This window comes from Zavarzinella sp. (genome assembly GCA_041399155.1).
In the GTDB taxonomy this organism is placed as follows: domain Bacteria; phylum Planctomycetota; class Planctomycetia; order Gemmatales; family Gemmataceae; genus JAWKTI01.
On the sequence record JAWKTI010000007.1, the window covers coordinates 144,198 to 166,195 of the forward strand.

21 protein-coding genes and 1 pseudogene are annotated in these 21,998 nt (G+C 50.4%); 11 read left to right on the forward strand and 11 right to left on the reverse strand.

The window, feature by feature from the left end:
* Positions 1-91: 91 nt before the first annotated feature.
* The 4 genes and pseudogenes from R3B84_23985 to csrA all read right to left on the reverse strand — a co-directional run bounded on the left by R3B84_23985 (position 92) and on the right by csrA (position 1,840).
* Entirely contained in the window at positions 92-625 is a 534-nt protein-coding gene (locus tag R3B84_23985) for a hypothetical protein (GenBank protein ID MEZ6143636.1), read from the reverse strand.
* 135 nt (positions 626-760) lie between these two features.
* Positions 761-889, reverse strand: coding sequence for a hypothetical protein (locus R3B84_23990; GenBank protein ID MEZ6143637.1), 129 nt, complete (start codon positions 887-889; stop codon positions 761-763).
* Between the two features lie 338 nt (positions 890-1,227).
* Positions 1,228-1,416: pseudogene (locus R3B84_23995) on the reverse strand (Rdx family protein).
* 166 nt (positions 1,417-1,582) lie between these two features.
* Complete coding sequence (gene csrA / locus R3B84_24000) at positions 1,583-1,840, reverse strand: carbon storage regulator CsrA (GenBank protein ID MEZ6143638.1); 258 nt, start codon at positions 1,838-1,840, stop codon at positions 1,583-1,585.
* Between the two features lie 351 nt (positions 1,841-2,191).
* Between csrA and R3B84_24005 the strand changes: the two genes are divergently transcribed.
* The 4 genes from R3B84_24005 to R3B84_24020 all read left to right on the forward strand — a co-directional run bounded on the left by R3B84_24005 (position 2,192) and on the right by R3B84_24020 (position 7,633).
* Positions 2,192-2,770 carry a PH domain-containing protein gene (locus R3B84_24005; protein ID MEZ6143639.1) on the forward strand — a complete coding sequence of 193 codons (579 nt, stop codon included), beginning with the start codon at positions 2,192-2,194 and terminating at the stop codon, positions 2,768-2,770.
* Positions 2,771-2,953: 183 nt separating this feature from the next.
* Positions 2,954-4,438, forward strand: a complete 1,485-nt coding sequence (gene guaB / locus R3B84_24010; protein MEZ6143640.1) for an IMP dehydrogenase — start codon at positions 2,954-2,956, stop codon at positions 4,436-4,438.
* Position 4,439: 1 nt separating this feature from the next.
* The gene (locus R3B84_24015; GenBank protein ID MEZ6143641.1) at positions 4,440-5,210 is read left to right on the forward strand and encodes a hypothetical protein; all 771 of its coding nucleotides are present in this window, start codon (positions 4,440-4,442) and stop codon (positions 5,208-5,210) included.
* 41 nt (positions 5,211-5,251) lie between these two features.
* Entirely contained in the window at positions 5,252-7,633 is a 2,382-nt protein-coding gene (locus R3B84_24020; GenBank protein ID MEZ6143642.1) for an FkbM family methyltransferase, read from the forward strand.
* A gap of 65 nt (positions 7,634-7,698) precedes the next feature.
* Here the strand turns inward: R3B84_24020 and R3B84_24025 are convergent, their stop codons facing one another.
* Both R3B84_24025 and R3B84_24030 read right to left on the reverse strand, forming a co-directional pair.
* Positions 7,699-8,445, reverse strand: a complete 747-nt coding sequence (locus R3B84_24025; protein MEZ6143643.1) for a class I SAM-dependent methyltransferase — start codon at positions 8,443-8,445, stop codon at positions 7,699-7,701.
* Between the two features lie 42 nt (positions 8,446-8,487).
* A complete protein-coding gene (locus R3B84_24030; protein ID MEZ6143644.1) occupies positions 8,488-9,645 on the reverse strand; it encodes a hypothetical protein in 1,158 nt (385 codons plus the stop codon).
* Positions 9,646-9,890: 245 nt separating this feature from the next.
* Between R3B84_24030 and R3B84_24035 the strand changes: the two genes are divergently transcribed.
* On the forward strand, positions 9,891-10,211 hold the full coding sequence (locus tag R3B84_24035) for a hypothetical protein (GenBank protein ID MEZ6143645.1): 321 nt from the start codon (positions 9,891-9,893) through the stop codon (positions 10,209-10,211).
* Here R3B84_24035 and R3B84_24040 read toward each other — a convergent pair.
* Both R3B84_24040 and R3B84_24045 read right to left on the reverse strand, forming a co-directional pair.
* Positions 10,195-11,382 (reverse strand): zinc ribbon domain-containing protein, encoded by a 1,188-nt coding sequence (locus tag R3B84_24040; protein MEZ6143646.1) that lies wholly within the window; start codon positions 11,380-11,382, stop codon positions 10,195-10,197. The genes R3B84_24035 and R3B84_24040 overlap by 17 nt on opposite strands.
* Positions 11,383-11,416: 34 nt before the next feature.
* Entirely contained in the window at positions 11,417-11,905 is a 489-nt protein-coding gene (locus R3B84_24045) for a hypothetical protein (protein ID MEZ6143647.1), read from the reverse strand.
* Between the two features lie 345 nt (positions 11,906-12,250).
* On the opposite strand from R3B84_24045, the gene R3B84_24050 reads away from it, so the two are divergent.
* Positions 12,251-13,552, forward strand: a complete 1,302-nt coding sequence (locus R3B84_24050) for a hypothetical protein (protein ID MEZ6143648.1) — start codon at positions 12,251-12,253, stop codon at positions 13,550-13,552.
* A 41-nt stretch (positions 13,553-13,593) separates the two neighbouring features.
* On the opposite strand, the gene R3B84_24055 is transcribed toward R3B84_24050, so the two are convergent.
* Both R3B84_24055 and R3B84_24060 read right to left on the reverse strand, forming a co-directional pair.
* On the reverse strand, positions 13,594-15,129 hold the full coding sequence (locus R3B84_24055) for a DUF1254 domain-containing protein (GenBank protein MEZ6143649.1): 1,536 nt from the start codon (positions 15,127-15,129) through the stop codon (positions 13,594-13,596).
* 207 nt (positions 15,130-15,336) lie between these two features.
* Positions 15,337-16,005: a TetR/AcrR family transcriptional regulator gene (locus R3B84_24060; GenBank protein MEZ6143650.1), complete on the reverse strand. Its 669-nt coding sequence runs from the start codon at positions 16,003-16,005 to the stop codon at positions 15,337-15,339.
* A 168-nt stretch (positions 16,006-16,173) separates the two neighbouring features.
* Here R3B84_24060 and R3B84_24065 point away from each other — a divergent pair, with 168 nt between their 5' ends.
* The 3 genes from R3B84_24065 (at position 16,174) to R3B84_24075 (ending at position 18,428) form a co-directional block, all read left to right on the forward strand.
* The gene (locus R3B84_24065) at positions 16,174-16,761 is read left to right on the forward strand and encodes an aspartyl/asparaginyl beta-hydroxylase domain-containing protein (GenBank protein MEZ6143651.1); all 588 of its coding nucleotides are present in this window, start codon (positions 16,174-16,176) and stop codon (positions 16,759-16,761) included.
* A 264-nt stretch (positions 16,762-17,025) separates the two neighbouring features.
* Entirely contained in the window at positions 17,026-17,535 is a 510-nt protein-coding gene (locus R3B84_24070) for a hypothetical protein (GenBank protein ID MEZ6143652.1), read from the forward strand.
* Positions 17,532-18,428 carry a transposase gene (locus tag R3B84_24075; protein ID MEZ6143653.1) on the forward strand — a complete coding sequence of 299 codons (897 nt, stop codon included), beginning with the start codon at positions 17,532-17,534 and terminating at the stop codon, positions 18,426-18,428. The genes R3B84_24070 and R3B84_24075 overlap by 4 nt, the downstream gene beginning before the upstream one ends.
* A 244-nt stretch (positions 18,429-18,672) precedes the next feature.
* Here R3B84_24075 and R3B84_24080 read toward each other — a convergent pair whose 3' ends face one another.
* Positions 18,673-19,863 (reverse strand): hypothetical protein, encoded by a 1,191-nt coding sequence (locus R3B84_24080; protein MEZ6143654.1) that lies wholly within the window; start codon positions 19,861-19,863, stop codon positions 18,673-18,675.
* Positions 19,864-20,423: 560 nt separating this feature from the next.
* Between R3B84_24080 and fae the strand changes: the two genes are divergently transcribed.
* A complete protein-coding gene (fae, locus tag R3B84_24085; GenBank protein ID MEZ6143655.1) occupies positions 20,424-20,924 on the forward strand; it encodes a formaldehyde-activating enzyme in 501 nt (166 codons plus the stop codon).
* Between the two features lie 52 nt (positions 20,925-20,976).
* Complete coding sequence (locus tag R3B84_24090; GenBank protein ID MEZ6143656.1) at positions 20,977-21,858, forward strand: methylene-tetrahydromethanopterin dehydrogenase N-terminal domain-containing protein; 882 nt, start codon at positions 20,977-20,979, stop codon at positions 21,856-21,858.
* Positions 21,859-21,998 lie beyond the last annotated feature (140 nt).

A 21,998-nucleotide genomic window follows, 5' to 3' on the forward strand; every position in this document is an offset into this window, starting at 1 on the left:
ACCTCACGGACCGTCTACGGCCTCCTGCTACGTCGAGCCGACTAGGATTAGTCTGGTCCATCACGGCCAGGGGTTCTGAAACACAATTCAGTCAACTGCTCAATGAATGTGTCGCGGAACACCAGTGGGTGACTAATTCCAGATATTCCTGCCATAATTCTGGAAAGCATTTCACGCTGGGGATATGGTTTACTTCCAGCAAAAATGGCCCACTTGGCGACAGCATATAATCGTTGGCGATGATATCTAACCCCAAACCACGCTGGATTGCCTGTGTGTCAGCAACCAACTCGGAATCGGTGGGCATCAGCGCTGCACCTGCCCCGTGAACAGATTTCAGCCAACTGGTGCCTGCCAGGCGGATCTGTCGCGGTTCTTTCAAGTTGACAATCCGAACTGCTTCGCCATTGATAAACGGTTCAAATAATGTTGCTTCTGCGGCAGTCCAGGTGCCATGAAACCGTTCTTTGTTTTCGCCACAATGCCAGTTGCCCCACTTAGCAACACTTTCCGATGTCGCCTGATACTGGGCTTTGTTTGTGGCAAATCCTCGACGTTCATTGGCAAAACGGGTGTGCTGAAGTGCTTTCACCAAACATGGCAAGCGGAGTCTGCAGTCCATCATCGCTGTGGGATTCGGAAAACAAGGTCCACCCCACAATGCAAGTCCTGCCAGGAAATCCAGGTCATGCTCGAATATGCCATGAAAAATGACGTACGAAACGGGCAGATATCGTTCACTATATGGAGGTGATTCAACTTAAAGTTGCTCTCCCTGCACAACGATTTTGGGAAGCATTTCACTGGCAATGCACTCTGTGCAAAGGTGGGAAGCAAGTTCTGCCGAATCAGCTTCATCGAATCCAATCAGTAAAGTCCGGGCTTCCATTGAAGAGCTCCATCAAATGTTGTCGCACAGTAAGTGCCAGTTCTCTCAATTTAGGGGGACGTAAAGCGGAACCCCGGGCTAACGAATTCCAGGAAAATCCAACCCTGATGGGGTTTTGGTCCCATTGAGTAAATGTGCCCCCACAGGGCAAAAAAAATGAGCTGGAGTGTTTACCAAAGGTTCACTTCGTTCACCCTGGACTGGTCGATTTGACACCCACAGTGTTGAAAACAATTCACTGCAAGTGCAAGAGTTGCACGATGAAAATATGAAAAATGCACCCGACAATGAAACTGTGACAGGGAATTCCAAAATACTACGGCGTTTGCACGCACGTATTATTTCGTGGTGCCGATCTGCTCTACCAGTTGTTCTTCGTTGGGGAACTTACCCGTGGCAATTTTGGAATAGATTAAATTGCCATTGATCGTTAATTCAAAACAACCCCCGCTGGCGGGGATCAGTTTCAGCGATCGGATTCGTTGTTTGTACTTTGCAAGCACCTTTGCTGCCAAACTGACAGCTTGTGGCTCGTAGTTTCACATCGAACAGTATTTTAATTCCAGCTCCATCTCTTCAACCTCCACTATATACGGAAGACCACAGTTAATTAACTGTAGTACACCGTTTTGATAGTTGGAGTGAAAAAGAGATTCCAGCAAAATCTGGAGATTTTGGGCAAGCTGGGGGATTTTAGTGTCGCAACGTATCTGATGTGGGGTTCGGTTCGGTGCTTTCACCCAGCAGCACTTCTTCGTCTGCAGAAGCATGCACAGGAACAACGACATCAAACTGAACTCGGCGTTCGTGCACTTCTGCACGATCCACCGCTACATTCTTGGGTGCTGCCACCCCGATACGAACACGATCCCCTTTTACAGACACAATGGTGATGCGGATGTTGTTGTCGATGACAATTTCTTCACCAACTCTGCGAGATAATACCAACATGACCAACCCTCCTTGGAAGTAACACTCATGAAGTAAACGCACCAAACTAATAGAACATAATTTTTAAGTAGCAAGCGCTGTGCCAAAAAATTATTTATTGGCAGAATTCACAAAAAATCTCCCCCTGCCTTCCGTCCTAACCCATATTACCAGAAGAATCTGAACGTGTCTACATGAGGTTGGTAGAAAAAAATTGCAGAATCGAACAGTCGTTCGTGCAAATGTACAATAATTGTACAGTTCACAATGGGACAAGTTCATAATCTGGACAGTCTGGAAATCAAAAAAAGGAATAAATCCAGCCATTTTTTTCAAAACGGTAATATGAAATTGTAACTTTGTTGGTAGGTGGTGCGAGAATCTCCTAATCGCCCGCAATCTTCCTACCCTGTATACGGTGGGGCATTTTTTGCCCACATCGTTATTAATGAACTGTCTATGGCCGCAGCAACGCAGCAAAAATACCCCGATCCTTCGCTCAAGGACCTTTATTGGGGTGGTTACAGTGGGTGGGCATTGTGGCCACTCGCACTGCTCTGTGCGGTGCTGGCACCGGTCATTTTCTATCTGGTCCCATGGCTTTTCGAACGGTGGGGCTTCAACCACGCCAATGTCGCCTGGATTTGCATCAATGTCGATATTGTGCTGCTCAGCGGGTGTGCTGCCCTCTGGCTTTACCGCAGCATTTACTATGTCTACCGCCTGACCCCTGAGTATTTGTTCATAGATCGAGGCTATTTTCATCGTCCGGTGCCAAAATTGCCACTCAAAACGATCAGCGAAATTTGCATTACCAGCCCACGCTGGTACCAAATTGCGGGCACGGGCACGATCCGAATTACCTGCACCGGTGGGCGAATCGAGTATCTCACAGGTGTTTTCAATCCCCACGCGTGCGTGCAGCGACTCAATTCGTTGATCTGTAATTAGTTGATATGCAAGATATCTGTTGGCGATATTGTGGCGATTTCCTGACGTATAATTAATTGACATGTAGCCTATTCAGCATCGGGCTTCGGTGTCGACTGCATCCCTTTCCCACGTGGGGCGATATCGCATAAACGCATTTCCCCTGTATAATGCCTTACCAACAGAGCAGAGGAGCAGGCGGGGATGCTGGAACGTATTGCCTATCAGGGAATCACATTTGACGATGTCTTGTTAGAACCGGGTTATTCGGAGGTTGTCCCACGGGATGCCGATGTGCGAACTCAACTGACCCGAAACATCAAACTGAACATCCCCATTATCTCTTCACCCATGGATACTGTGACCGAAAGCGAACTGGCCATCGCACTGGCACAGGAAGGTGGGCTGGGGATTATTCACAAAAATTTGTCGATTTCTGCCCAGACTCGGGAAGTAGATAAGGTAAAGCGTTCTGAAAACGGGGTGATCAGCGATCCCGTGACCCTCCCACCGGACGAATCGGTGGCAAATGCCAAGCGGATTATGGAGCAGCACCACATCAGTGGGGTGCCGATTACGGTGGATGGCTTTTTGAAAGGCATTCTGACCCGCCGCGATCTGCGATTTTTAAGCGATTCGGACCAGACAATTGCCGATGTGATGACCAAAGACGGGCTGGTTACTGCAAAAGAGAACACCACCCTGGAAGAGGCCGAGCGGATCCTGACCGAAAATAAAGTGGAGAAACTTCTCCTGGTAGACGATCTATATCGACTGAAGGGATTAATTACGATCAAAGACATCGATAAGATCCTGAATTTTCCCAACGGCTGTAAAGATAGTCGTGGTCGGCTCCGAGTGGGTGCCGCGATTGGTGTACACGATTTCGAGCGGGCAGCATCGCTGATTGAAGCGGGTGTGGATCTGCTGGTGGTCGATTCTGCCCACGGTCACTCGAAAAATGTGATCGAAACAGTGCGGGAACTGAAAAGACAGTTCGCGATTGAAATTATTGCTGGCAACATTGCCACCCAGGAAGGAGCCCGTGCCCTGGTTGAGGCTGGTGCCGATGCAGTGAAGGTGGGGATCGGGCCTGGTTCGATCTGTACCACACGGATTGTGTCTGGCGTGGGTGTCCCCCAGCTTTCGGCGATTTCGGAAGCAGCAAAAGGGGTGGGCGATCCTGCCATCCCACTGATTGCGGATGGTGGCATCCGCTATTCGGGCGACATTACCAAAGCATTGGCTGTTGGTGCCCATTGTGTGATGATTGGCGGACTGTTTGCGGGGCTGGCAGAAAGCCCAGGGCAAACCATCATCTACAAAGGAAGAACATTTAAAGCCTACCGCGGCATGGGCTCGCTGGGTGCAATGATGGCCGGCTCCGGCGATCGTTACCAGCAGGGCAAAGATGCGGTGAATAATGGCAAACTGGTACCCGAAGGGGTGGAAGGTCGGGTGCCCTACAAAGGCCCACTGGCACCATTCCTGTTTCAGTTGATCGGTGGATTGCGTGCTGGCATGGGGTATTGCGGCACACAGAATTTAATGGAATTACGCACAAAAGCCCGATTTATTCAGGTAAGTGCGGCTTCGGTGCAGGAGAGTCACCCTCATGATATTCTCATTACTCAAGAAGCTCCCAACTACAGTACGCGGGAGGAAGGCACCAAATCGGATAACTTATAGCTTGGTGGTGCTGGCTGGAGGGCTTTGCAGCCCGCTGGCCACAGCACAAACCATGCCTGGGGTCATTCGTTCCAATTATGTCCCGTTGGGCAGTGCACCAGTGGCACCCACCATCACGGCACCGGCGGATTTACCGATCCCATCAACCTCTGCTCTGCAGTCACCCAAAGATGTGGAACCACCCGCACCACCGAAAAATGTAGAGCCACCGGTTCCGCCGCAACCGCAGCCCAAAGATCTGTTGGATCCGGTTGATCCTGCAACACAATTGCCTCCCGGTTTGAAACTGGACGTGGCGGTGCTGGACCTGCCTTCAAGCGATCGGATTTTCCGCGATCTCGAAAATGAAGATGAATTGCGGGTTCGTCTGAAACAAGTGGCAGATTCGAAACGGCTGGGTATTCGCCTCGATAAACTGGACCCACCCAGTACCGAACCGTTTAAGACCCGAGCCTTTCCACCGAATATGATGGTGGTGGAGCCTGCATATGTGGTGTACCGTCCGCTGTTCTTTGAAGAAGTCAATTCAGAACGCTACGGCTGGGAACTGGGCGGTCTGCAGCCGATCGTTTCGACGTTGCATTTCTACAAGGAAGTGTTGTTCCTGCCCCACAATGCCGCACGGGAAGCGTGCCGCTGCTTTGACACCAACGCAGGATGGTATCTCCCTGGGGATCCAGTGCCTTACACGATCTACCCACCTGATTTCAGTTGGTATGGTGGGCTGGCACAGGCAGGTGTCGTCGCTGGACTGTTCCTCGCTATTCCATAACTCAATCCTAATATAAGCAACCACTTCTACTGAGTTGATCCATGCTGAAGTTTGTCAAGAAAGTGATCAAAAAGCTGATTCGTTATCAACCAGTATCCCAACAATCTGACCCAACGCCACCGCCAATCGTGCCACAATTGAAGCTGGCACAATTGCGAGACTTTCGACTCCATGGCAGCAGTCGCTGGGACGATACTGGTGCGGTGCTGATCACCTCTCCAAACATCTGGGATTACGGTCTTGAAGCCGATTTTGACCTGACAACCACTTCCACTACTGTGATGTTGTCTGTGGAAGGGGAAATCCTGCATGGGGAAATCGCGTTTTGTCTGATCCGGGCAGACAATGAAATCGATTCGATGGCGATGATCCCCCACGGTGTTCGCAATCCTCGCGTCCTGTTTCACAAACCAGCCGATGCAAAATCGATTTTGGTTCGCAACGTGTCTTCCAGTGGGGAATCTCACATCCGCCTGACACAGATGAAACTGGAGCCATTTTCGCTGGATTTGAACACAGGCAACGCGTTTGATCTTCAGCAAACACAGCTCAGTCGAGATGAAGCCCGTTTCTGGAATCGTTTTTATGGCACAGAATCACCCCCACGGTTAGAGCAATATCGTCGCCACCGAATCTTCGATCATCTGCAGCAGGCAACGTGGGTCACCTGGCGTGAGGGAGTGCAGATTAAAATTGCCCCCGGCAACGAGACAAGCAGGGCGTTATTTGTCTCCGGCAACTACGAACCAGTCGAACTGGCGGTGCTTGAATCGCTGGTCAGTACAGGGATGATGGTCGTCGACATTGGTGCGAATCAGGGGATTTACACTACCCGTGCTGCCAGTCTGGTGGGAGCCACTGGCAAGGTGGTGGCTATTGAGCCTTCAGAACGGGAATTTCAGCGGTTGACCGAAAACATTCAAAAAAATCAATTTTCACAAGTCTCTCCGTTCGCAGTGGCACTCAGCAATCAGGAAGGTGAGGCGACTCTGCTGATCAGCCAGGAAAATCACTCTGGCCACAATACCCTGGCGGGCTCCTTTTCATATGTCACCACCCACTCCGACGGTCTGCAGGTGGTGCCACTGAAGCGACTGGATGACCTGCTTCCCACGGCCGGGGTAGGGAAAGTCGATTTCATTAAAATCGATGTCGAGGGTGCAGAACTGAGTGCTTTCCAGGGTGGTCGAGCCGTCCTGGAAAGGGATCACCCAGTCATTCTGTTTGAAGCAACCGCCCAGCACCTTGGGAAAATGGGTGTCACCACCGATCAGTTATTTGGCTTTCTGGCCGAACTGGGTTACCGTTTCCTGCGGTTTGACCCCACCACCTTTACCTGGGTGCCCGTGCCTGGCTATCAAAGCGGGTCTGAAGCCTACGTGGCAGTACCGGCGAAGAACTCCGAGCAGGTTGCTTCACAGATAAACAATTATCTGCAAAAGACTTACGTCGATTCAGCCACAGACAATCTGGTCATTGCCAAATCGATGAATTCCTCCGATGGTCTGGATATTGGTGTCTTTTTCTCTTCTGATGCGATTGCAATTAACGAGGCCCGTCTGGAGCATCTGGCCAGCCTGAAGCTCGATCTGCGGGGCAAAACAGTGCTGGAAGTTGGTGGTGGACCAGGTCACCACACCTGTCTGCTGGAAGATCTGGGCGGAAATGTCCTGCTGACGGACGCACGTGCGGACAATCTGGAAGACGCAGTGGCACGCCACCCCCACCGGAAAACGGCAATCCTGGATTTGAACGACTGCCCGAATATTGAACAGTTGGGCAAGTTTGATGCCATTTACTGCTACGGCACCCTCTACCACCTGGAAAAGCCCCAGTACGCCATTGAACAATTGGCGAAAGTGGGCGACATGATCATGATGGAAACGTGCCTCTGCACCGCCCACGATAATGTGGTAGAGATTGTGGGTGAAAACAAAGATAATCCCAACCAGGCTTCCAGTGGGCTGGGTTGTCGGCCCGCCCGTGCCTGGGTGATGGATCAACTTCGGAAGAACTTTGGTTACAGCTACATCGCCATCGATCAGCCGAACCACATCGACTTTAATCTGGAATGGGAAACCCCACCGGAAGCGAAAAATTATCGGGCAATTTTCGTGGGATCCCGCACCCCGATTCAATTGCCGAAACTGGTGACCGACCTGCCCATGCACCAGCAGTTTTACAGATATCTTAATGTTAAGTATCTTGAGGTTGAGACAACTGCTCAGGCCGAGGCAGCACTGCCGGCTTGGTTTGCGGAAAAAGCAAAGATCAAGCTGGTGTTTCCCAATAATGCGGACGCACCTGCCAAGCGCAGTCGAATCCTGGAACTGGCGAAAGATTCGGGATATGTCCGCATTGCCGATTACCACTGGAAAGGCCGCTATTTCCTGACCCTGGTCCCCACGGTCAGCAACGAATAAATCGCCAAATTTCGGGCAAACCAGATTGAACTACCTTGATATTCGAAAAAAGGTGAGTTTTTGCCTTATTTTCTTTCGGGGGCACGCATCACAAAAAATGCATAGCCAAAGTAATCCGAATATTGCCGAAAAATTGCGATCTCTTGTGTTGCTTCATCCAGAACCGCCATTGCTTCGGGTATTCCCTTCCATTCCAATGATTTTTCAGCGATTCGTTGTTCCATTGGAGTATAGTAATTCTCAGTCCAGGCGCTGACTGGCAATAGAAATGACCCCACAGGCTGATAACCTAATCGTTCAATGACCGTCAGCTTGTTAGCTACGGTATCAATCTCCGGGTATTGCTGCCAATATTCCCGAAGTGGTGCCGGTGGGTTATTCTTCAGCCAGACAACTTCACTGACAGCAACATATCCACCAGGTCGGACAATATTGAAGATTTTCCTTAAACCGTTTTCAAACCCCATGTTGTAAATGGCAGCTTCAGACCAGACAACATCAAAGGTCCCTGGTGGGAAATCAATCAGGTTCATGTCCTTGTCAAGCACTGTCAACCGACTGTCAACCCCCGCTTCGATCGCAAGAGTTTTTGTCCTTTCAATCATTTCGGGAAGAAAATCCAGTGCTACGACGGTCCCGCCAGATAGGCGTAACAAGTCAACTGTTTGCACCCCTGGCCCACAACCAATGTCCAGAATATGTGGTGCGGTGGGTAATTCTGTCATCATGGCATAGGCACGTTGGGTGCATTCCGAAGACCCAGGTCCAGCACGCCGTAACGTGCCAAAAATTTCGAGAAAGTAATCCATCATTGTCCCGGTAAGATGAGAGAAAATGAGGAAATTTGGTCCTCATTAATCCATTTTTAGCCATTGCTGCATTTTGGCCAGCATTTTCGACCAGTCCCCACCAAAGCGGACAATACAGAATTGTTCGTACAACAGATCAAATGTTTCCACCAGGTGGCGTAACTGGTCGGAACGTGCGGCAACGCGGGCCAATTCGGTCTCCGGATCGTCTTCCGGTGGAGGAATCTTGGCCGCACTGATGACGTACGGTTCGGCCAGCAGGCTGATTTCGTACGGAATCTGGTGCCTGACGATCGTAATACCGGCTTTGCGTGGTAGTTTCCCACCTTGCAGCCCACGCAGAGCCTCTGGCAGGATGGTGGGGGCTTCGTGCGTAAACGTTTCGCTGCCTGTCATCCCACGTGGGCATTCCAGGGTCAGCGAACGAGTCATCATCACCGTAATTTCGCTGCCATCGCTGCCTTTGAAGGTCTCCTCATCATCGTGGCACATAAACCACAGCCAGATCAGAAATTCGTTTCCGGCAAAGTCGCGGTTCGCCTCATCTGCGATCCAACTGACCTCTTTGGGTGCGACACTGGGCACAAATGGCGACAAGGAGGCATCATCCACCGCGCGAGTTTGCTGATAGGCTTCCGCAATCTGGTACGCACGCCGACCACTGGAAACCAGCTCCAGGTGGTAGCCAAAGGTATTTTTGAACAGCACCCCCAGCCGATCGATTGCGGTGCTGGACGATGTGCCGAACCACAATTCGTTACTCTGGCGTTCCCACACGCACTCAATCGCTTTGCGTTTGGTAAATCGCCCATCTTTGGCTTCCTGTTCCAGTCGGTCGCGGGCAGATTCGCGGGCCTCTTTCTTCTGGCGTGTGGAGGCAAAACCACTCGGATTGCTCTTGATCAGTGCGGCAAGATCGATTTCGTAATAGGCTCGCAGCAAATCCCCAGGCAGTTTGGTGGTATCCATCCGCATGCTGAAAAACAGCATGTCATTAATGATATTTTTCTCATATTCAAACTGTGTATCCAGAATATGCCCCGCAGCACACCAGCCGGTATCGACGCCATCGGCGGAAAGCAGACGCTGCCTGCCAATACTGTTTTCTGCCAGCATCGCGAGGTGCGATTCTTCGAAAAGTTCAGGCGGCTGACCAAGTACCGTAAATCGCGTAATGGTTGCCCTGCCGGAGAAAAATCCCATGCAAATCCTTCATAACACGGCGGTCCAGCCCAATCCAACTGCACCCGCCCAAGTTTCGAATGGGTAATTCTATATGTTCTGGGGCACTTTTTGCCCGACTGGTGCCGGAGAAATTACCCGCACCTGAAAGTATGGTGAATACCCCGTGGGAATGACGAACGATTGATCAGTTCAGGCATTTGGAATGACCAGTTACCCACTCCAATTCTTGACTTCTTGGCATCCTGGCGGCTTGGCGGTCAATTTTGCATCCCAAGGGACATGAAACCACCCTTCCAGGTGCTGCGGGCGATGAAGGCGAAAGAAAAACAAACCGGCTAACAATGCAGGAGTTTCGAATTGCCAATCCTATCGGTCTGCTCTGGATTCCCGCCTTCGCGGGAATGACGGTTGGTTATGAACAACCGTCTGACGGCAAACTACGGCCAATGCCATCGGCTCACAAGCAAGCGGACAAGATGTCGGCGGTCCCAGAGAAAACTAACCACATGTGGGCGATTGGCATTCAGCTCGATTTCTCATCCAGCTTTTCTCGCACGGAAATCGCCCTTAAAACTCCGTGGTGACGCGTTTTTTCGCATGTTCCAGTGGCAGGCCAGTACAGTCGGTAATCGTCTGCATGATTTCCTGGGCTTTCGCCTGTTTTGGACCTCGGTAAACATACGTTTCGCTGGCACCGTGGCCTTTCGTCAGACTGACTGCGAAGCGTTCTGGAAAAATCACCAGAAAATACCACAGTGCGGCACTGCCCAGCGTGAATACCAGCCAGATCAGTTTTCCCCAGCCCGCCAACGCAAACGCGGTGGGTGCGGCAGAGAGAAAAATGAGAAAAATTAACCAATCCGTGATCCCTGTGGTGCTGTAGGGCCCAATCGCAACCGATTCGTGGTCCTGCCAGCGAATCCGGTTTTCCCACACCGGGTACAGGCAGATGAAAAAGTAGCTGGTAATCCGACTGCGACCACGGGAATCTCGCCTGACCTGCAACGCAGGATAGGAACCGAGCAAAAATGCCTGCAGGAAAATCGTAAACAGCAGTGTGCCATATTCGACAGGGTCAAGCGACAGCACCAGATAGCGGGCACCGTAGAAGAACAGATCGATCCCCACGGCAATGCCAAACCAGCGCCAACGCCACTTGCGAGACATCCCCGTATCCCAATAGCGATTCACCACCGGGAAGGTGCGTTTGATTACTTCGCCTGTTTCGTGGTTGTACCCACAGTGGGTGCAGAGCAGGTCAGTGTCCGGAATCCGCTTCCCACAATTCCTGCACGGAATCGAATTTTCGACAATTTCTTCCACGATGTAGGGGTTGGCGTTTTCTTCATCGTCCTCTTCTTCAAACACCGGACGTGGGGGCGGCTTCGTTTCTTTTGCTGCCAGATCCTCTGTCACCGCCCAGGTGCTGCCGCGATTGCGTTGCCGCACCGGTCGTTCTTCTGTGGGTGGGGCTTCTTTGGGTGGAGGTGCCGCTTTCTTCGGCACACGTGGTGGCTGCTTTTCTGCTACTGGCTTGGGTGCGGGCTCGTCTTCGAGACTGTCCCAATCGATTTCCTGCGTTCTGGATGCAGTTTTTCTGGCAATCTGCGGGGGCTGGGGCGTCTGCGGGGCTTCACTGGCTGTCTGACCGATGATATTGCCGCACCACATGCATTCGAGGTCGGATTTGGGTATGCCTTCCGGTGGGATCCCCAGCACCGTTTGACAACTGGGACAGGAAATCGACTGTGCCATGGCTTCCGTGGTGGTGAAAGAAGAACGCTTTATCTTAACGTGTTGGTGGGCGATATAAAAGCCAGCCACCAAACAATAGTGCGATTGCCCACTGTGCGGTGCTGACGCACAGATAGCCTGCGTGCCACGGGCGAAACTGTTTCCGCGATATCATTTTTTGGTTTTCCAGATCGATGAACAGGTCCATTTTGATGTGTACCATCACCTGAGCAATCAGGGTGGCCAGCAAAATTGCCCAGATTGCCGTGGCCCATGCCTTTTTTCTTCTGGAAATGGGCAGCACCGCCAGATAGAGCAGCGCGACAAGCAACGTCATTCCGCCTGACAGGTTCAAATAGTGCGTAACCTGTTGTGTAATCAGACCTTGCTGAAAATCTGATCCCGTGATTTCGGCTCCGATGGGCACCACGATCAGGCCGTAAAACATGAAGCCACCTTGCCAGAAGATCAGCAGAAAAAACAGCACTCCCCGCACCACGTGGGGTGTAGGAAAAGTGCGTTGATCGTTCTGTGCTTTTTCCATAACAATCTATTTATATAATCAAGTGAATATAAAAACAGAAAAGCGTTCGTATATTGAACCTCATGCGGGTCTGGGGGCTCTAATTATTACCTACTTCGTGTGGTGTGAACGCCAGTGCCGACCCACCAATATTTGGTGTGAAATCTCTGAACAGCCCACCACATGAAGTACTTATGTTCTACTATCTGGTGCTTTTTCGCACAAAACGTATTTACCACCAGAACATCATCATTCGTGCGACCATTTTGCGTGGGTACAGATTACCTGTTTTTACAATATTTCATGATTTTGCCACTTCTTACCGATGATTAGCGGAAGTACTGCCACTTTTTCGGAACTTTAGGCATGATGCGTTTAGCCATTACTTTCCTTTTCCTTGCAGCCACCGTTGGTGCGACGGAACCTGTTCGTTTTCAACGCAATCCTGCTGGCAAAGAAGTTCATGTTGAAATTTCCACCAAACTGCAGGGTTATTTTCAGATCATTCGTGGTGGTAAACCTGTCAAGCTGGCAGTTTCAGCCAACAATCAGCACCGCTTCGAGCAAATCTCATTAAAATTCAATGAGAAACAAGTCCCCACGCAGGCGGTCCGGTGGTATGAAACTGCAGAATCGAAAGCCACGATCGATGGGGAAAGCAATAGTCGCACGTTATCGGACAAGCGAAGGCAGATTGTGGTCGACCGCACGCTGCAACAGTTAATTTGTTACAGTCTGGAAGGCCCACTGACCCAGCAGGATCTGGAAATGGTGGCAGAGCATTATGACACCTTGCCGATTGTTGGATTATTGCCCGAAAAACCAGTGGCACTGAACGATACCTGGAAAATCGACCCGGGTGTTGTGCAGTCGCTGTGCCTGTTTGATGCCCTGACCGAACAGGATTTGCAGGCAACCTTCAAAAGCCAGACGGACACCACCGCAACGATTGCAGTATCCGGCACCGCCAAGGGGATAGAACGCGGTGCGTTAGCCACCTTAACAATCACAGCTGCAGTAACTTACGACAAATCGACAGAGCAAATTTCGGCCATCCAGTGGCAGCAACGTGATGTACGCCAGGCGGGGCCGATGACACCCGCAGCCAATCTGGAAAGCGAAACGAATGTGGTCGTGAAACCACAGGCAGCCACGCACGTGCCAGCAGGGATTGCCAGCAAGATTCCTGCCGTGGACCGATTGCCTCAGGCAATGGCGTCCTTATTCGTGCGGGAACCTGCCCAGCGTTACGAATTGATGCACCACCGCGAATGGCAAATGATTGCCGCCAACCAATACACCATGATCATGCGGCTGATGCAGCGTGGGGATTTCATTGCCCAACTGAGCATTACTTATTGGAAGAAGCTGGAGGCGGGCAAAAATCTGGGAGCTGACCAGTTTGTGAAGGAAATCTCATCTTTGCCCGGCTGGGAGATGCTGTCAATCACCGAACGAGGGGAAATTCCGAACGAAGAGAAACGCTGGACATACCGCGTTGTGGCCACAGGCAAGTTGAATGGTCAGCCGGTGACGCAACATTTTTATTGTGTTGCCGCACCAAATGGGCAGCACGTGCTGTTGACCTTCACAGGCACCGCAGACAACATGGTGCGTCTCAGCACCCGCGACCTGGAAATAGTGAACTCACTTGTGATTAATAAATGAGTAAATGGTGAGAGAGAAAGTCGGGTGCCACTGGGGGAAAATTACTTCACTAATTCTGGATCACTCAGCTTCCACGTTTTGTCGTAGAAAGGCTTTAGAGGACCGTACAGTCGGAAAATAGTGTTCCATCCCTTCCCAGGTACGGTCTGGACCCAGTTATTTTCAAAACCTTTCGGTGGCTCCGGCGCAAAGTAAATGTCGTAGGAACCATCCCGATTTTGCTTCATGTTCTTCTGGCTGAGATTGTCGATGCCTGGGAAACGTTGATCGGTTTGCAGCATTGATCGCGTCTGATTATCATAAAGCGTAAACGACCAGAAGTCCTTTGCAGGTACGTTCGGAGGCAAATGGATCTTGTACGTTTTGCTGCCATCCAGTGCATTGCCATCCTTATCTAGATAGGCAATCAGATATTGTGAACCCTTGCCGACATTCCTGGCTGCCATGGCCGGTGTAATCCCTGTTGCATAGAAGTGCATGTATACGCGACCATCGTAAAGTCGCCTGCCTTCGAGAATGAAATCGTAGCGGTTGGCAAAAAACGGGTTCGTCCACTTCAATTCGCCAGGATACACATATGCAAGATCATCCTTCGGGCGGGCTGTGAGAGCCCGAGCGGTCACAGCACCGATCTTGGCCACATCCTCCAGGATTTTCTTCTGCTCTGGAGTAGGATCGAACTTCTTGCCCTTCTCGATCCCTACCTCGGCAAGCAAACCACGGATGTCCGGGTCAAGACCCATGAGCGTTTCGTCCTGGATCTGAGCATTCAGCTCTTCCCAGTAACCATAGTCCATCCGGTGGATGGTGTTGTTGGACTTACCAGAGACATTAATAAATGTCAGCTTCGGCTGGTTATTCTTTTGGGAAAGCGGGTAGGCTTTGAAGAGCTTCTGTGTCGCCTCCACCGCGGGCTTGGTCGAGCCTTCCACTGGGAAGCCCCTCCAAACAACCCAGTTGCCGGTCGTCGGTGTTCGAGCGATGTGATAGCCATCTGGGAGCTCTCCTTTGTAGTCCTCGCGGACAAGTAAGAATTTACCGCCCTGACCATTGTCCGGGCCCGCGTTGCCGAAATCAGCCACGTACTGGAACCAGGCATCGTCGATGATTCCTAGGACGTTCGGCGGCGTTTCGAGCACCATCGGCTCATCGCCCAGTTCCACCCAAATTGCCTGGTAGATCGATACCGTATTGGGGGTCAGCCAGCGTGCTTTGGAATCCATCTGATCGGCGAACTGGATCACCGTGGTGTTCGGCGGACCGAACTCACGAATGCCCTGTTCCATAGCGTACATTGATGCGATCTGAATAGAGTTCAGATAAGCACTCAACGCCCGCTGCCGAAACAAGTTTTCATAGACCAGTTGGGTGGTTTTGACATCGGGCACACCGTCAAATCCTGTCAAAGTGCCAATCGAAGTTTCCAGCTTGTCCGGTGTGGCGATTCCTGGCGGTACTGGTGTGGTCATCTTCATCTTGGGTGGTTGCATTATTTGCTGCTGTTGTATAGCAGCAAGCCAGCCAATCGATGCAGTAGTGACGAGTAAAGTCACAATCAGAATACGGGTGTACTTCATGGAAAATATCCTTGGTCAGGGTACAATTTGATATCGGTTAATTGGTCAGCGATATCATGGATCAACGAATGGGGCATTGACGATGATTGTTCTTTATGAGCGGTTTTTATTTCTCTTTCTTCGTAGGCACTTTCATCATGGGAAGGTGCCTCGAATTGCATCACCTATTCATCAGGTTTCCTGAACAGCGATTCTATTGAGCTGTCCTCATTGCTCCTGAATAGGGTCAGACCCTGTTCGATTCGGGTATAGGGTGGAACTCCAGATCCGTATCATCGTTTCGAGGACAGGTCTGGGTTCTGCCTGTGGGCGGCGACCAAAGCTCTGGATGACAAGGGCTGCGTCCATCCGGTTAAGTGCAACAGCTACTGGATGTGGGTCAAACATTGGTATCAGCCCAGCATCCTGATGTTGTTTAATTCGCGCGGCAACAATGTCATCGAATCCTGAGAGAAAATTAGACCATGACTTCTCAAGACGTTCGTCGGATGGTGCCGCGTCCGAAACTGCACGCACGATAGGTCCTCGTTCGTAACAAACCTGGACCAGGGCCCCAAGAGATACTTTGAGGAGCGGCAAAGGATCGCCTTCACCGTGGAACCATGGTGCAGAAACTTCCAGGATGTCATGCCCTAAGCCACGTAACAATACTTCCATCAAATCGTGCAGATCGTTGAAGTATTGGTAAAACGCTGAGCGACTAATTCCGGTCCGCGACGTAATGGAAGCAACAGTCATGTCACGGAAAGGGTGATCCCAGACAAATTCCAGTGCAGCCTCAAGAATTGCAGTCCTGGTTTTCTCAGATTTCCTTGGTAATGAAGCCGGTTGAGTAACGGAGGTAGCAAATCGTTTCAGTGGCAAATTTTCTGACATAACGTTAGTTATTACTGACATTGCGTCAGTTGGCAATGGTAAAAGTTGTTTAGAGGTGCAAATTTCATTGGTTACATGGATCCAAGGTACGTGCTACCAACAAAGTGTGCTATTGTGTTCGGCAGCCTGGCTGTGCACGTGGAGGATTCAGAAAATGACCCGAGGATCATGCCTGATCGGTTGAAACTGCCTTTTACTTTTGATACCCACCTGCTATCAGAAGACCTTGATCAACTTGGCCAGCAGTGGACTCAGCATTACAATCGAGAAAACTATTCAGGTAGCTGGCAGGCAATTCCACTACGGTCCCCTTGTGGTGAAACCGATGCATCCCGCATGATTCAAGCAGACCCCACTCAAAAAATATTTGTCGATACCACCTGCCTGCAAAACACCCTCTATTTTCAACAAGTTCTTTCCAGTTTCGAAAGCACGATATTTGCAGCACGTTTGATGCGTCTCACTGCAGGATCTGTGATTAAGGAACATACGGACGATGGCTTGCGTTTCGAAGATGGAGTGGTACGCATTCACATACCAATTCGAACCAACTCTGAAGTGGACTTCTTTCTCAATGGTTCGCGTGTAGAGATGATGCCAGGAAACTGTTGGTACTTACGACTGTCCGACCCTCATCAAGTCAGAAACCGTGGGAAAACCGATCGCATTCATCTTGTCATCGATATGAAGGTGAACGGATGGCTGACGAAATTGTTTCGGGCGGCAAAAAACAGTCGAAATAGCAACGGCACGTAAAAGCCTCTCAGAATGTTTCGGACTTAGGGTGAGCGGTAAACCAATCAAACGGAAATCGTCAACTCACTGGCAATCAATAAATGAGGAAATGGTGAGCAGTGAAGAGGGCTGGGAATCCCAAGTTCCTTGCTTCCTTCAGGCACGAAGTGCCGTCTAGGCCAAGCCCAGTCCGTGAGGGCCATTGGTGTGAAGGTCTTGAACTGCTGGGAGGATTTGGCTAAGTTCTTTAAGAGTAAGGTTTTATGTTTTGTCAAGGATTGACAGATGACTTCAAATTCATTCGCTTCAGAGGCTTTATCACGCCTACCTTTAGCCGAAGCCGCTTTCCTCATGCTTGATGACATTTTCCAAAATAATACGCTTGAAGCGATCTATCAATCAAATCGTGGACGCACCTACACTCGTATTTTGACATTCTCTTCATTTTTCCAATTGTTGCGAGATTCACTGATTTCTCCCGATCACTCTGCCAGGGCTCGTCTGATCGATGCATCTGAAAACGGTGAATTGCCTACATCGCTCAAAGCGTTTTATGACAAATTAGCGCATATGCCGCCAGAGGTTGGGGCGGGGCTCCTTTCGCATTCCTATCGGGCTATTTCAAAGCTTTTGCCAAGAAAAATGACTTCTAAATTACCAAAATCTCTTTGCAAACTTACTGTTGTCGCCGTTGATGGCAAAGTAATTAAGCATACGATGCGGCGCCTTCTTCCTTTAAGAATAAGCAAGCAAAATGCATCAAAATTGCTTGGAGGAAAGCACTTGTTGCAGTGAATCTGAGTACTGGTCTGGTAATGGAAATGGCTTCGGAATTGGATGGAGAAGCAAGTGAAACACGCTTGTTAGCTCCACTTTTGCAACAGCTGAAAGACCATTGCGGCGAGAAATTAATTGTGGCGGATCGATGCTATGGTTTCTACAAGCATATTGCAATGATCAAGGATGACGGGTGCCATTTTGTTTTACGAGTTGCAAGCATTACCCAATTTATTCAAGATCCGGAAAAACCAGCGAGAATTGGCAAAGACCGATATGGCCGAAAACTTATCGAAGAACATGGCTGGATCACAAGTCAAAAGAATACGAAATTGATCGCAGTACGCCGACTGAGCATTATCCGCGATAAAGTGCAGATACAACTACTAACAGACCTGACCGATTCGAAACGATACCCTGCAGACGACATCGCAGAGATATATCGCTATCGTTGGGATATTGAGCGTGTATACGCGACGATTACAAAAGTGTTTCAGTTGCGTCACTTGATAGGTACCAGTCCAGAGGCTGGTTTAATACAAGCATCGCTTTGCCTCATTTTATTTAACATTACAGAAGCAATCAAATGGCATATTTCGGTCGGAAACGGAAAGAAAATAGATGAAGTATCTGGCGAAATGCTCTGGCGAGATATCCGAGATGAGGTGATGGCCGCAACGCGATTGCTTCGAACGCGCGATGTGCAGATGCTGCTTCAAGGGATCAAACAAGAAGTGGGGATATTAGAAAGACTAACTGAATTATTGGGCAATCTGTGGAAAAAGAAGTGGGCAAAAAGCAAAGTAGGGCGTACAGATCCTACAAAAATTCCAAATCCAAAACCCCAAAAACTGAAACAGACAACTTGCCACGATTCAGTCTTTAGGGTGATGAAGCGAGCAAAAAAATGATGTCCAAGACCTTCACATCAATGGTCCGTGAGGGCTGGGTACAAGATGCTCCCAATGTTGAAGGCCTGTAAGGCCGTCTCATTTCGCTGTTTTTCTTGAAAACAAGTATTTGTAGGGCGAACTTAGGCATGGGATAGTTGTTGATGTATTCTTTAGATGGCCTTACAGGCCTGAATTGATGATGTATTGATTTCCCGGCCCTCACGGACCGGGCTAGGCCTAGACGGCACTTTGTGCCTGAAGCCTATTTCTTCATCACCGGTTTTTCCTTCTCTTCTTTCAAATACTTAATCGCTTCTTCGGCTGCTTTTTTCACATTCTCATCAGAATGCTTCGTCAGTGGCTCCAGGCCACGCAGCACGGTGGGTTTCAACGACTTCATTGTGGTGGCGGCACCGATGGCAGCAATAATCACCTGGGGCTTCTCCTGGGCATCACTCATCACCGCAATCAAGTCCTGCAGCCGGGCTTTGGCATCTTCACCCAGATAGGCCAGTGCGGAGCAGGCTTCCACACGCAGTTCGACATCGTCCGCCACGGCCAGGTTTTTGGAAATCGCCAGTAGACGAGTGGGGGCCATTTTGGCACCATCCGGATCGTATTTAATCAGAAACACATCAGCCCAGATGCGTATCGCCATCGAGCGATCCTGTTGGGAAACACGCCCCAGGATATCGCGACTGTCTTTCAGGTAGATCACCGGCACCGGCCCAATGGTCAACAGAGAATTAATTGCCTGACGACGCACTGGTTCACAGCCATCATCACGAAGTGAATACAAAATCGCCTGTACGGCACGTGCATCAACTTCAATCGGTGCCGCACCTTTTTTCAAATCTTCTTCTGAAGGCTGCCACCCCTGACCCACCTGACCGAGTGCGAAAACCGCATTCCTCCGGACCTGCCACGATTGCAGATCTTTGGTTCTGGCGATCAGTTGTGTCATTAGTTTCCGTGCTTCCGGGTGGGGGCCCATCGCGGCCAGCGTCGATACCCCTTCATAACGGAGATGCACTGAAGATGGAGAATTCAGAAAGTTGCGTTCAACGACCCCCATGCCTGTCTTGGTTTGCTGGACAGTTTTGAAACCAAACAGGGGTACCAGGGCCAGTGCGGCAATCCGCACGTTGAAATCAGGATCGACTGTCATTGTCTGGATGATCTGGGGGCCTAATTTGTCCGATTCCCCAGCTTTCGGGCCAAACTGTGGGATCATGAAGCAGGCACGCTCGCGTGCCGAGGGATCTCGCTGTAGGCCGGCATTCATTTCGGCAATCCACTGGTCGACAGTTTTGCCTTCAATAATACTGGGCCACTCGTCCTTCTTTTCTTCTTTCTTCGGAGGCACCTTCGGATCGGCACCCTGTGCCAACAGTTTCTGGGTACCACAACCATACAAAAGCAGTCCTGCAATCAGTAAACGAAACACCGGCATACTTTTTCCTCCCAATGGTGCCTTATCATTCAGGATACCAGTAAGAACGGTGAAAACGCAACTGCAACAGGCTTCACCGTTATGGTGGAAGACGCACATGTCGGCAGTACTTGCCCTAAAATTGTCCCCCACTGCTCATAAAACGGGGAAGTCAGGAAAAAGTTTGCAGAAAAATGAAATTTTGTACAGTTTTTTGTAATTTTGTATTTTTTCTCAAGTTTTGCAGAAGTTGCCCGTTTATTCTGTGTTGGGTAGTATGCACCCACGAATCACCAGCAGATGTGAAGGAATTTTCATGAGAATTATTTCATCAATTCGCCGTTCACTGCATCTATGGTAGCACGATGCAAAATCCTGTCTTGTTTCTTCACTTCTCAGGGATAGTTGCTGGGGGGTTAGGTTGCCGACAGCAACAAAACGAGGTCAGCACGTCTCATCTCGACTGTTCTTCGCAGTGATTTCACGAAAAAAGATTGCTCTTCGATTGGTGAAATTGTAACCTTGTTGGAAACCACCCGCGCGGTGGGCTGATCATCCAGGATTCTAACAGGAGTTTGACCATGTCGGTAATGTATGTCGGCGAATCACTTGTCATTCAGGGCAGCGACCTCGCCAATGTGTCGCACATCGATTTGTTGATTGGACCAAAAGATGGCCCCGTGGGTGTGGCTTTCGCCAACGCACTGGCCAATCAGTCGGCTGGCCATACCAACCTGCTGGCAGTGGTCACCCCGAACCTGGCCTGCAAGCCATCCACAGCCATCATCACCAAAGTAACCCTGAAAGGTTCCAAGCAGGTCATTCAGATGTTTGGCCCCGCACAAGCCGCCGTTGCACGTGCCGTGACCGACAGCGTCATCGAAGGCGTGATTCCTAAAGACAAAGCCGAAGAATGGGTGATCGTGTGCGGTGTGTTCATCTCTGGCGATGCCAATGATAACGCCGTAATTTACAAGAACAATTACGAAGCCACCAAAGAAGCAATCGCACGGGCCTTGAAGAACCTGCCTTCCGTTGACGAAGTGATTGCTGGCAAAGACCAAAAACACCCATTCGAGTAATCGACTGGTGGTTTTTCCTGTCTGAATGGATCTCGCACGTACGAGTGCTCTCATGTCTGAAAAACGCAAGATTCTTATCCACCTTGATACCGATATCCATGCGTCCGTGTTCGATCGCGTGGTAGCGGTGGATTCCGGAATTGATTTTCTGTTTACCCACTCCGGTGTGCGACCAGAACATGTGGTCCCGATGGTGCATGGTGCCATCTTCACTCGTGGGAACAAAGATCTTCATCGTACCGCCATTTTTTTGGGTGGCTCCGATGTCGCCCATGGCGAAGCTGTGCTGAAAGCCGTTCAGCAGGCAATGATCCCGAAGGCAGGGCTGCAGGTCTCGACCATGCTGGATTCCAATGGGTGCAATACCACCGCAGTGGCGGCAGTGCTGGCGGCAGAACAGCACCTGAAACTCAGCACCACCACCGCACTGGTACTGGGTGGGACAGGGCCCGTCGGCCAGCGGGTCGCACGGATTCTGGCACGACAGGGTTCTAAAGTGCTGGTGGGCTCCCGCGATCTCTCCAAAGCCCAGCAGGCGTGCGACGCTATTTTGCGGAAAGTGCCCACTGGTAAGGTAACTGCGGTTGCGACAGCAAGTTCCAGCGATGCCCCACTGGCACTGCAACAGGCCCAGTTAGTGGTTGCTGCTGGTGCTGCTGGCGTGGTGCTGTTACCCGAAAAAATGAGAAAAGATTATAAAAATCTGAAAGTCGTGATCGATCTGAATGCCGTCCCACCGGTGGGGATAGAGGGTGTCGATCCGATGGATCGCGGCCAGGAACGGGATGGGGCGATCTGTTACGGGGCGATTGGTGTGGGCAACACAAAAATGAAAATCCACCGCCTCGCGGTCGCAAAACTCTTTGAAGCCAACAACACCCACCTGGATGCAGAAGAAATCTACGACCTGGGCAAATCACTCGGCAAATTGTAGATGGGTTTTCTTCTTGCCAATCCATCGTGATGATTGGCAGTCGTTCTTGGTAGAAAAACTGCATGGAGACAGAATGCGGCTAGCGATTGTGCCATGGCAAACCGCATCAGACGGCCTGACAAGCCTTATTAAATCGGCAA

Excerpts from the sequence above, each read along its gene's own strand:
- R3B84_23985 (MEZ6143636.1), bottom strand. The coding sequence starts at position 625 with ATGATGGACTGCAGACTCCGCTTGCCATGTTTGGTGAAAGCACTTCAG.
- R3B84_23990 (MEZ6143637.1), bottom strand. The coding sequence starts at position 889 with ATGGAAGCCCGGACTTTACTGATTGGATTCGATGAAGCTGATTCGGCA.
- csrA (MEZ6143638.1), bottom strand. The coding sequence starts at position 1,840 with ATGTTGGTATTATCTCGCAGAGTTGGTGAAGAAATTGTCATCGACAAC.
- guaB (MEZ6143640.1), top strand. The coding sequence starts at position 2,954 with ATGCTGGAACGTATTGCCTATCAGGGAATCACATTTGACGATGTCTTG.
- R3B84_24020 (MEZ6143642.1), top strand. The coding sequence starts at position 5,252 with ATGCTGAAGTTTGTCAAGAAAGTGATCAAAAAGCTGATTCGTTATCAA.
- R3B84_24025 (MEZ6143643.1), bottom strand. The coding sequence starts at position 8,445 with ATGATGGATTACTTTCTCGAAATTTTTGGCACGTTACGGCGTGCTGGA.
- R3B84_24030 (MEZ6143644.1), bottom strand. The coding sequence starts at position 9,645 with ATGGGATTTTTCTCCGGCAGGGCAACCATTACGCGATTTACGGTACTT.
- R3B84_24040 (MEZ6143646.1), bottom strand. The coding sequence starts at position 11,382 with ATGGCACAGTCGATTTCCTGTCCCAGTTGTCAAACGGTGCTGGGGATC.
- R3B84_24045 (MEZ6143647.1), bottom strand. The coding sequence starts at position 11,905 with ATGGAAAAAGCACAGAACGATCAACGCACTTTTCCTACACCCCACGTG.
- R3B84_24050 (MEZ6143648.1), top strand. The coding sequence starts at position 12,251 with ATGATGCGTTTAGCCATTACTTTCCTTTTCCTTGCAGCCACCGTTGGT.
- R3B84_24055 (MEZ6143649.1), bottom strand. The coding sequence starts at position 15,129 with ATGAAGTACACCCGTATTCTGATTGTGACTTTACTCGTCACTACTGCA.
- R3B84_24060 (MEZ6143650.1), bottom strand. The coding sequence starts at position 16,005 with ATGTCAGAAAATTTGCCACTGAAACGATTTGCTACCTCCGTTACTCAA.
- R3B84_24065 (MEZ6143651.1), top strand. The coding sequence starts at position 16,174 with ATGCCTGATCGGTTGAAACTGCCTTTTACTTTTGATACCCACCTGCTA.
- R3B84_24070 (MEZ6143652.1), top strand. The coding sequence starts at position 17,026 with ATGACTTCAAATTCATTCGCTTCAGAGGCTTTATCACGCCTACCTTTA.
- R3B84_24080 (MEZ6143654.1), bottom strand. The coding sequence starts at position 19,863 with ATGCCGGTGTTTCGTTTACTGATTGCAGGACTGCTTTTGTATGGTTGT.
- fae (MEZ6143655.1), top strand. The coding sequence starts at position 20,424 with ATGTCGGTAATGTATGTCGGCGAATCACTTGTCATTCAGGGCAGCGAC.
- R3B84_24090 (MEZ6143656.1), top strand. The coding sequence starts at position 20,977 with ATGTCTGAAAAACGCAAGATTCTTATCCACCTTGATACCGATATCCAT.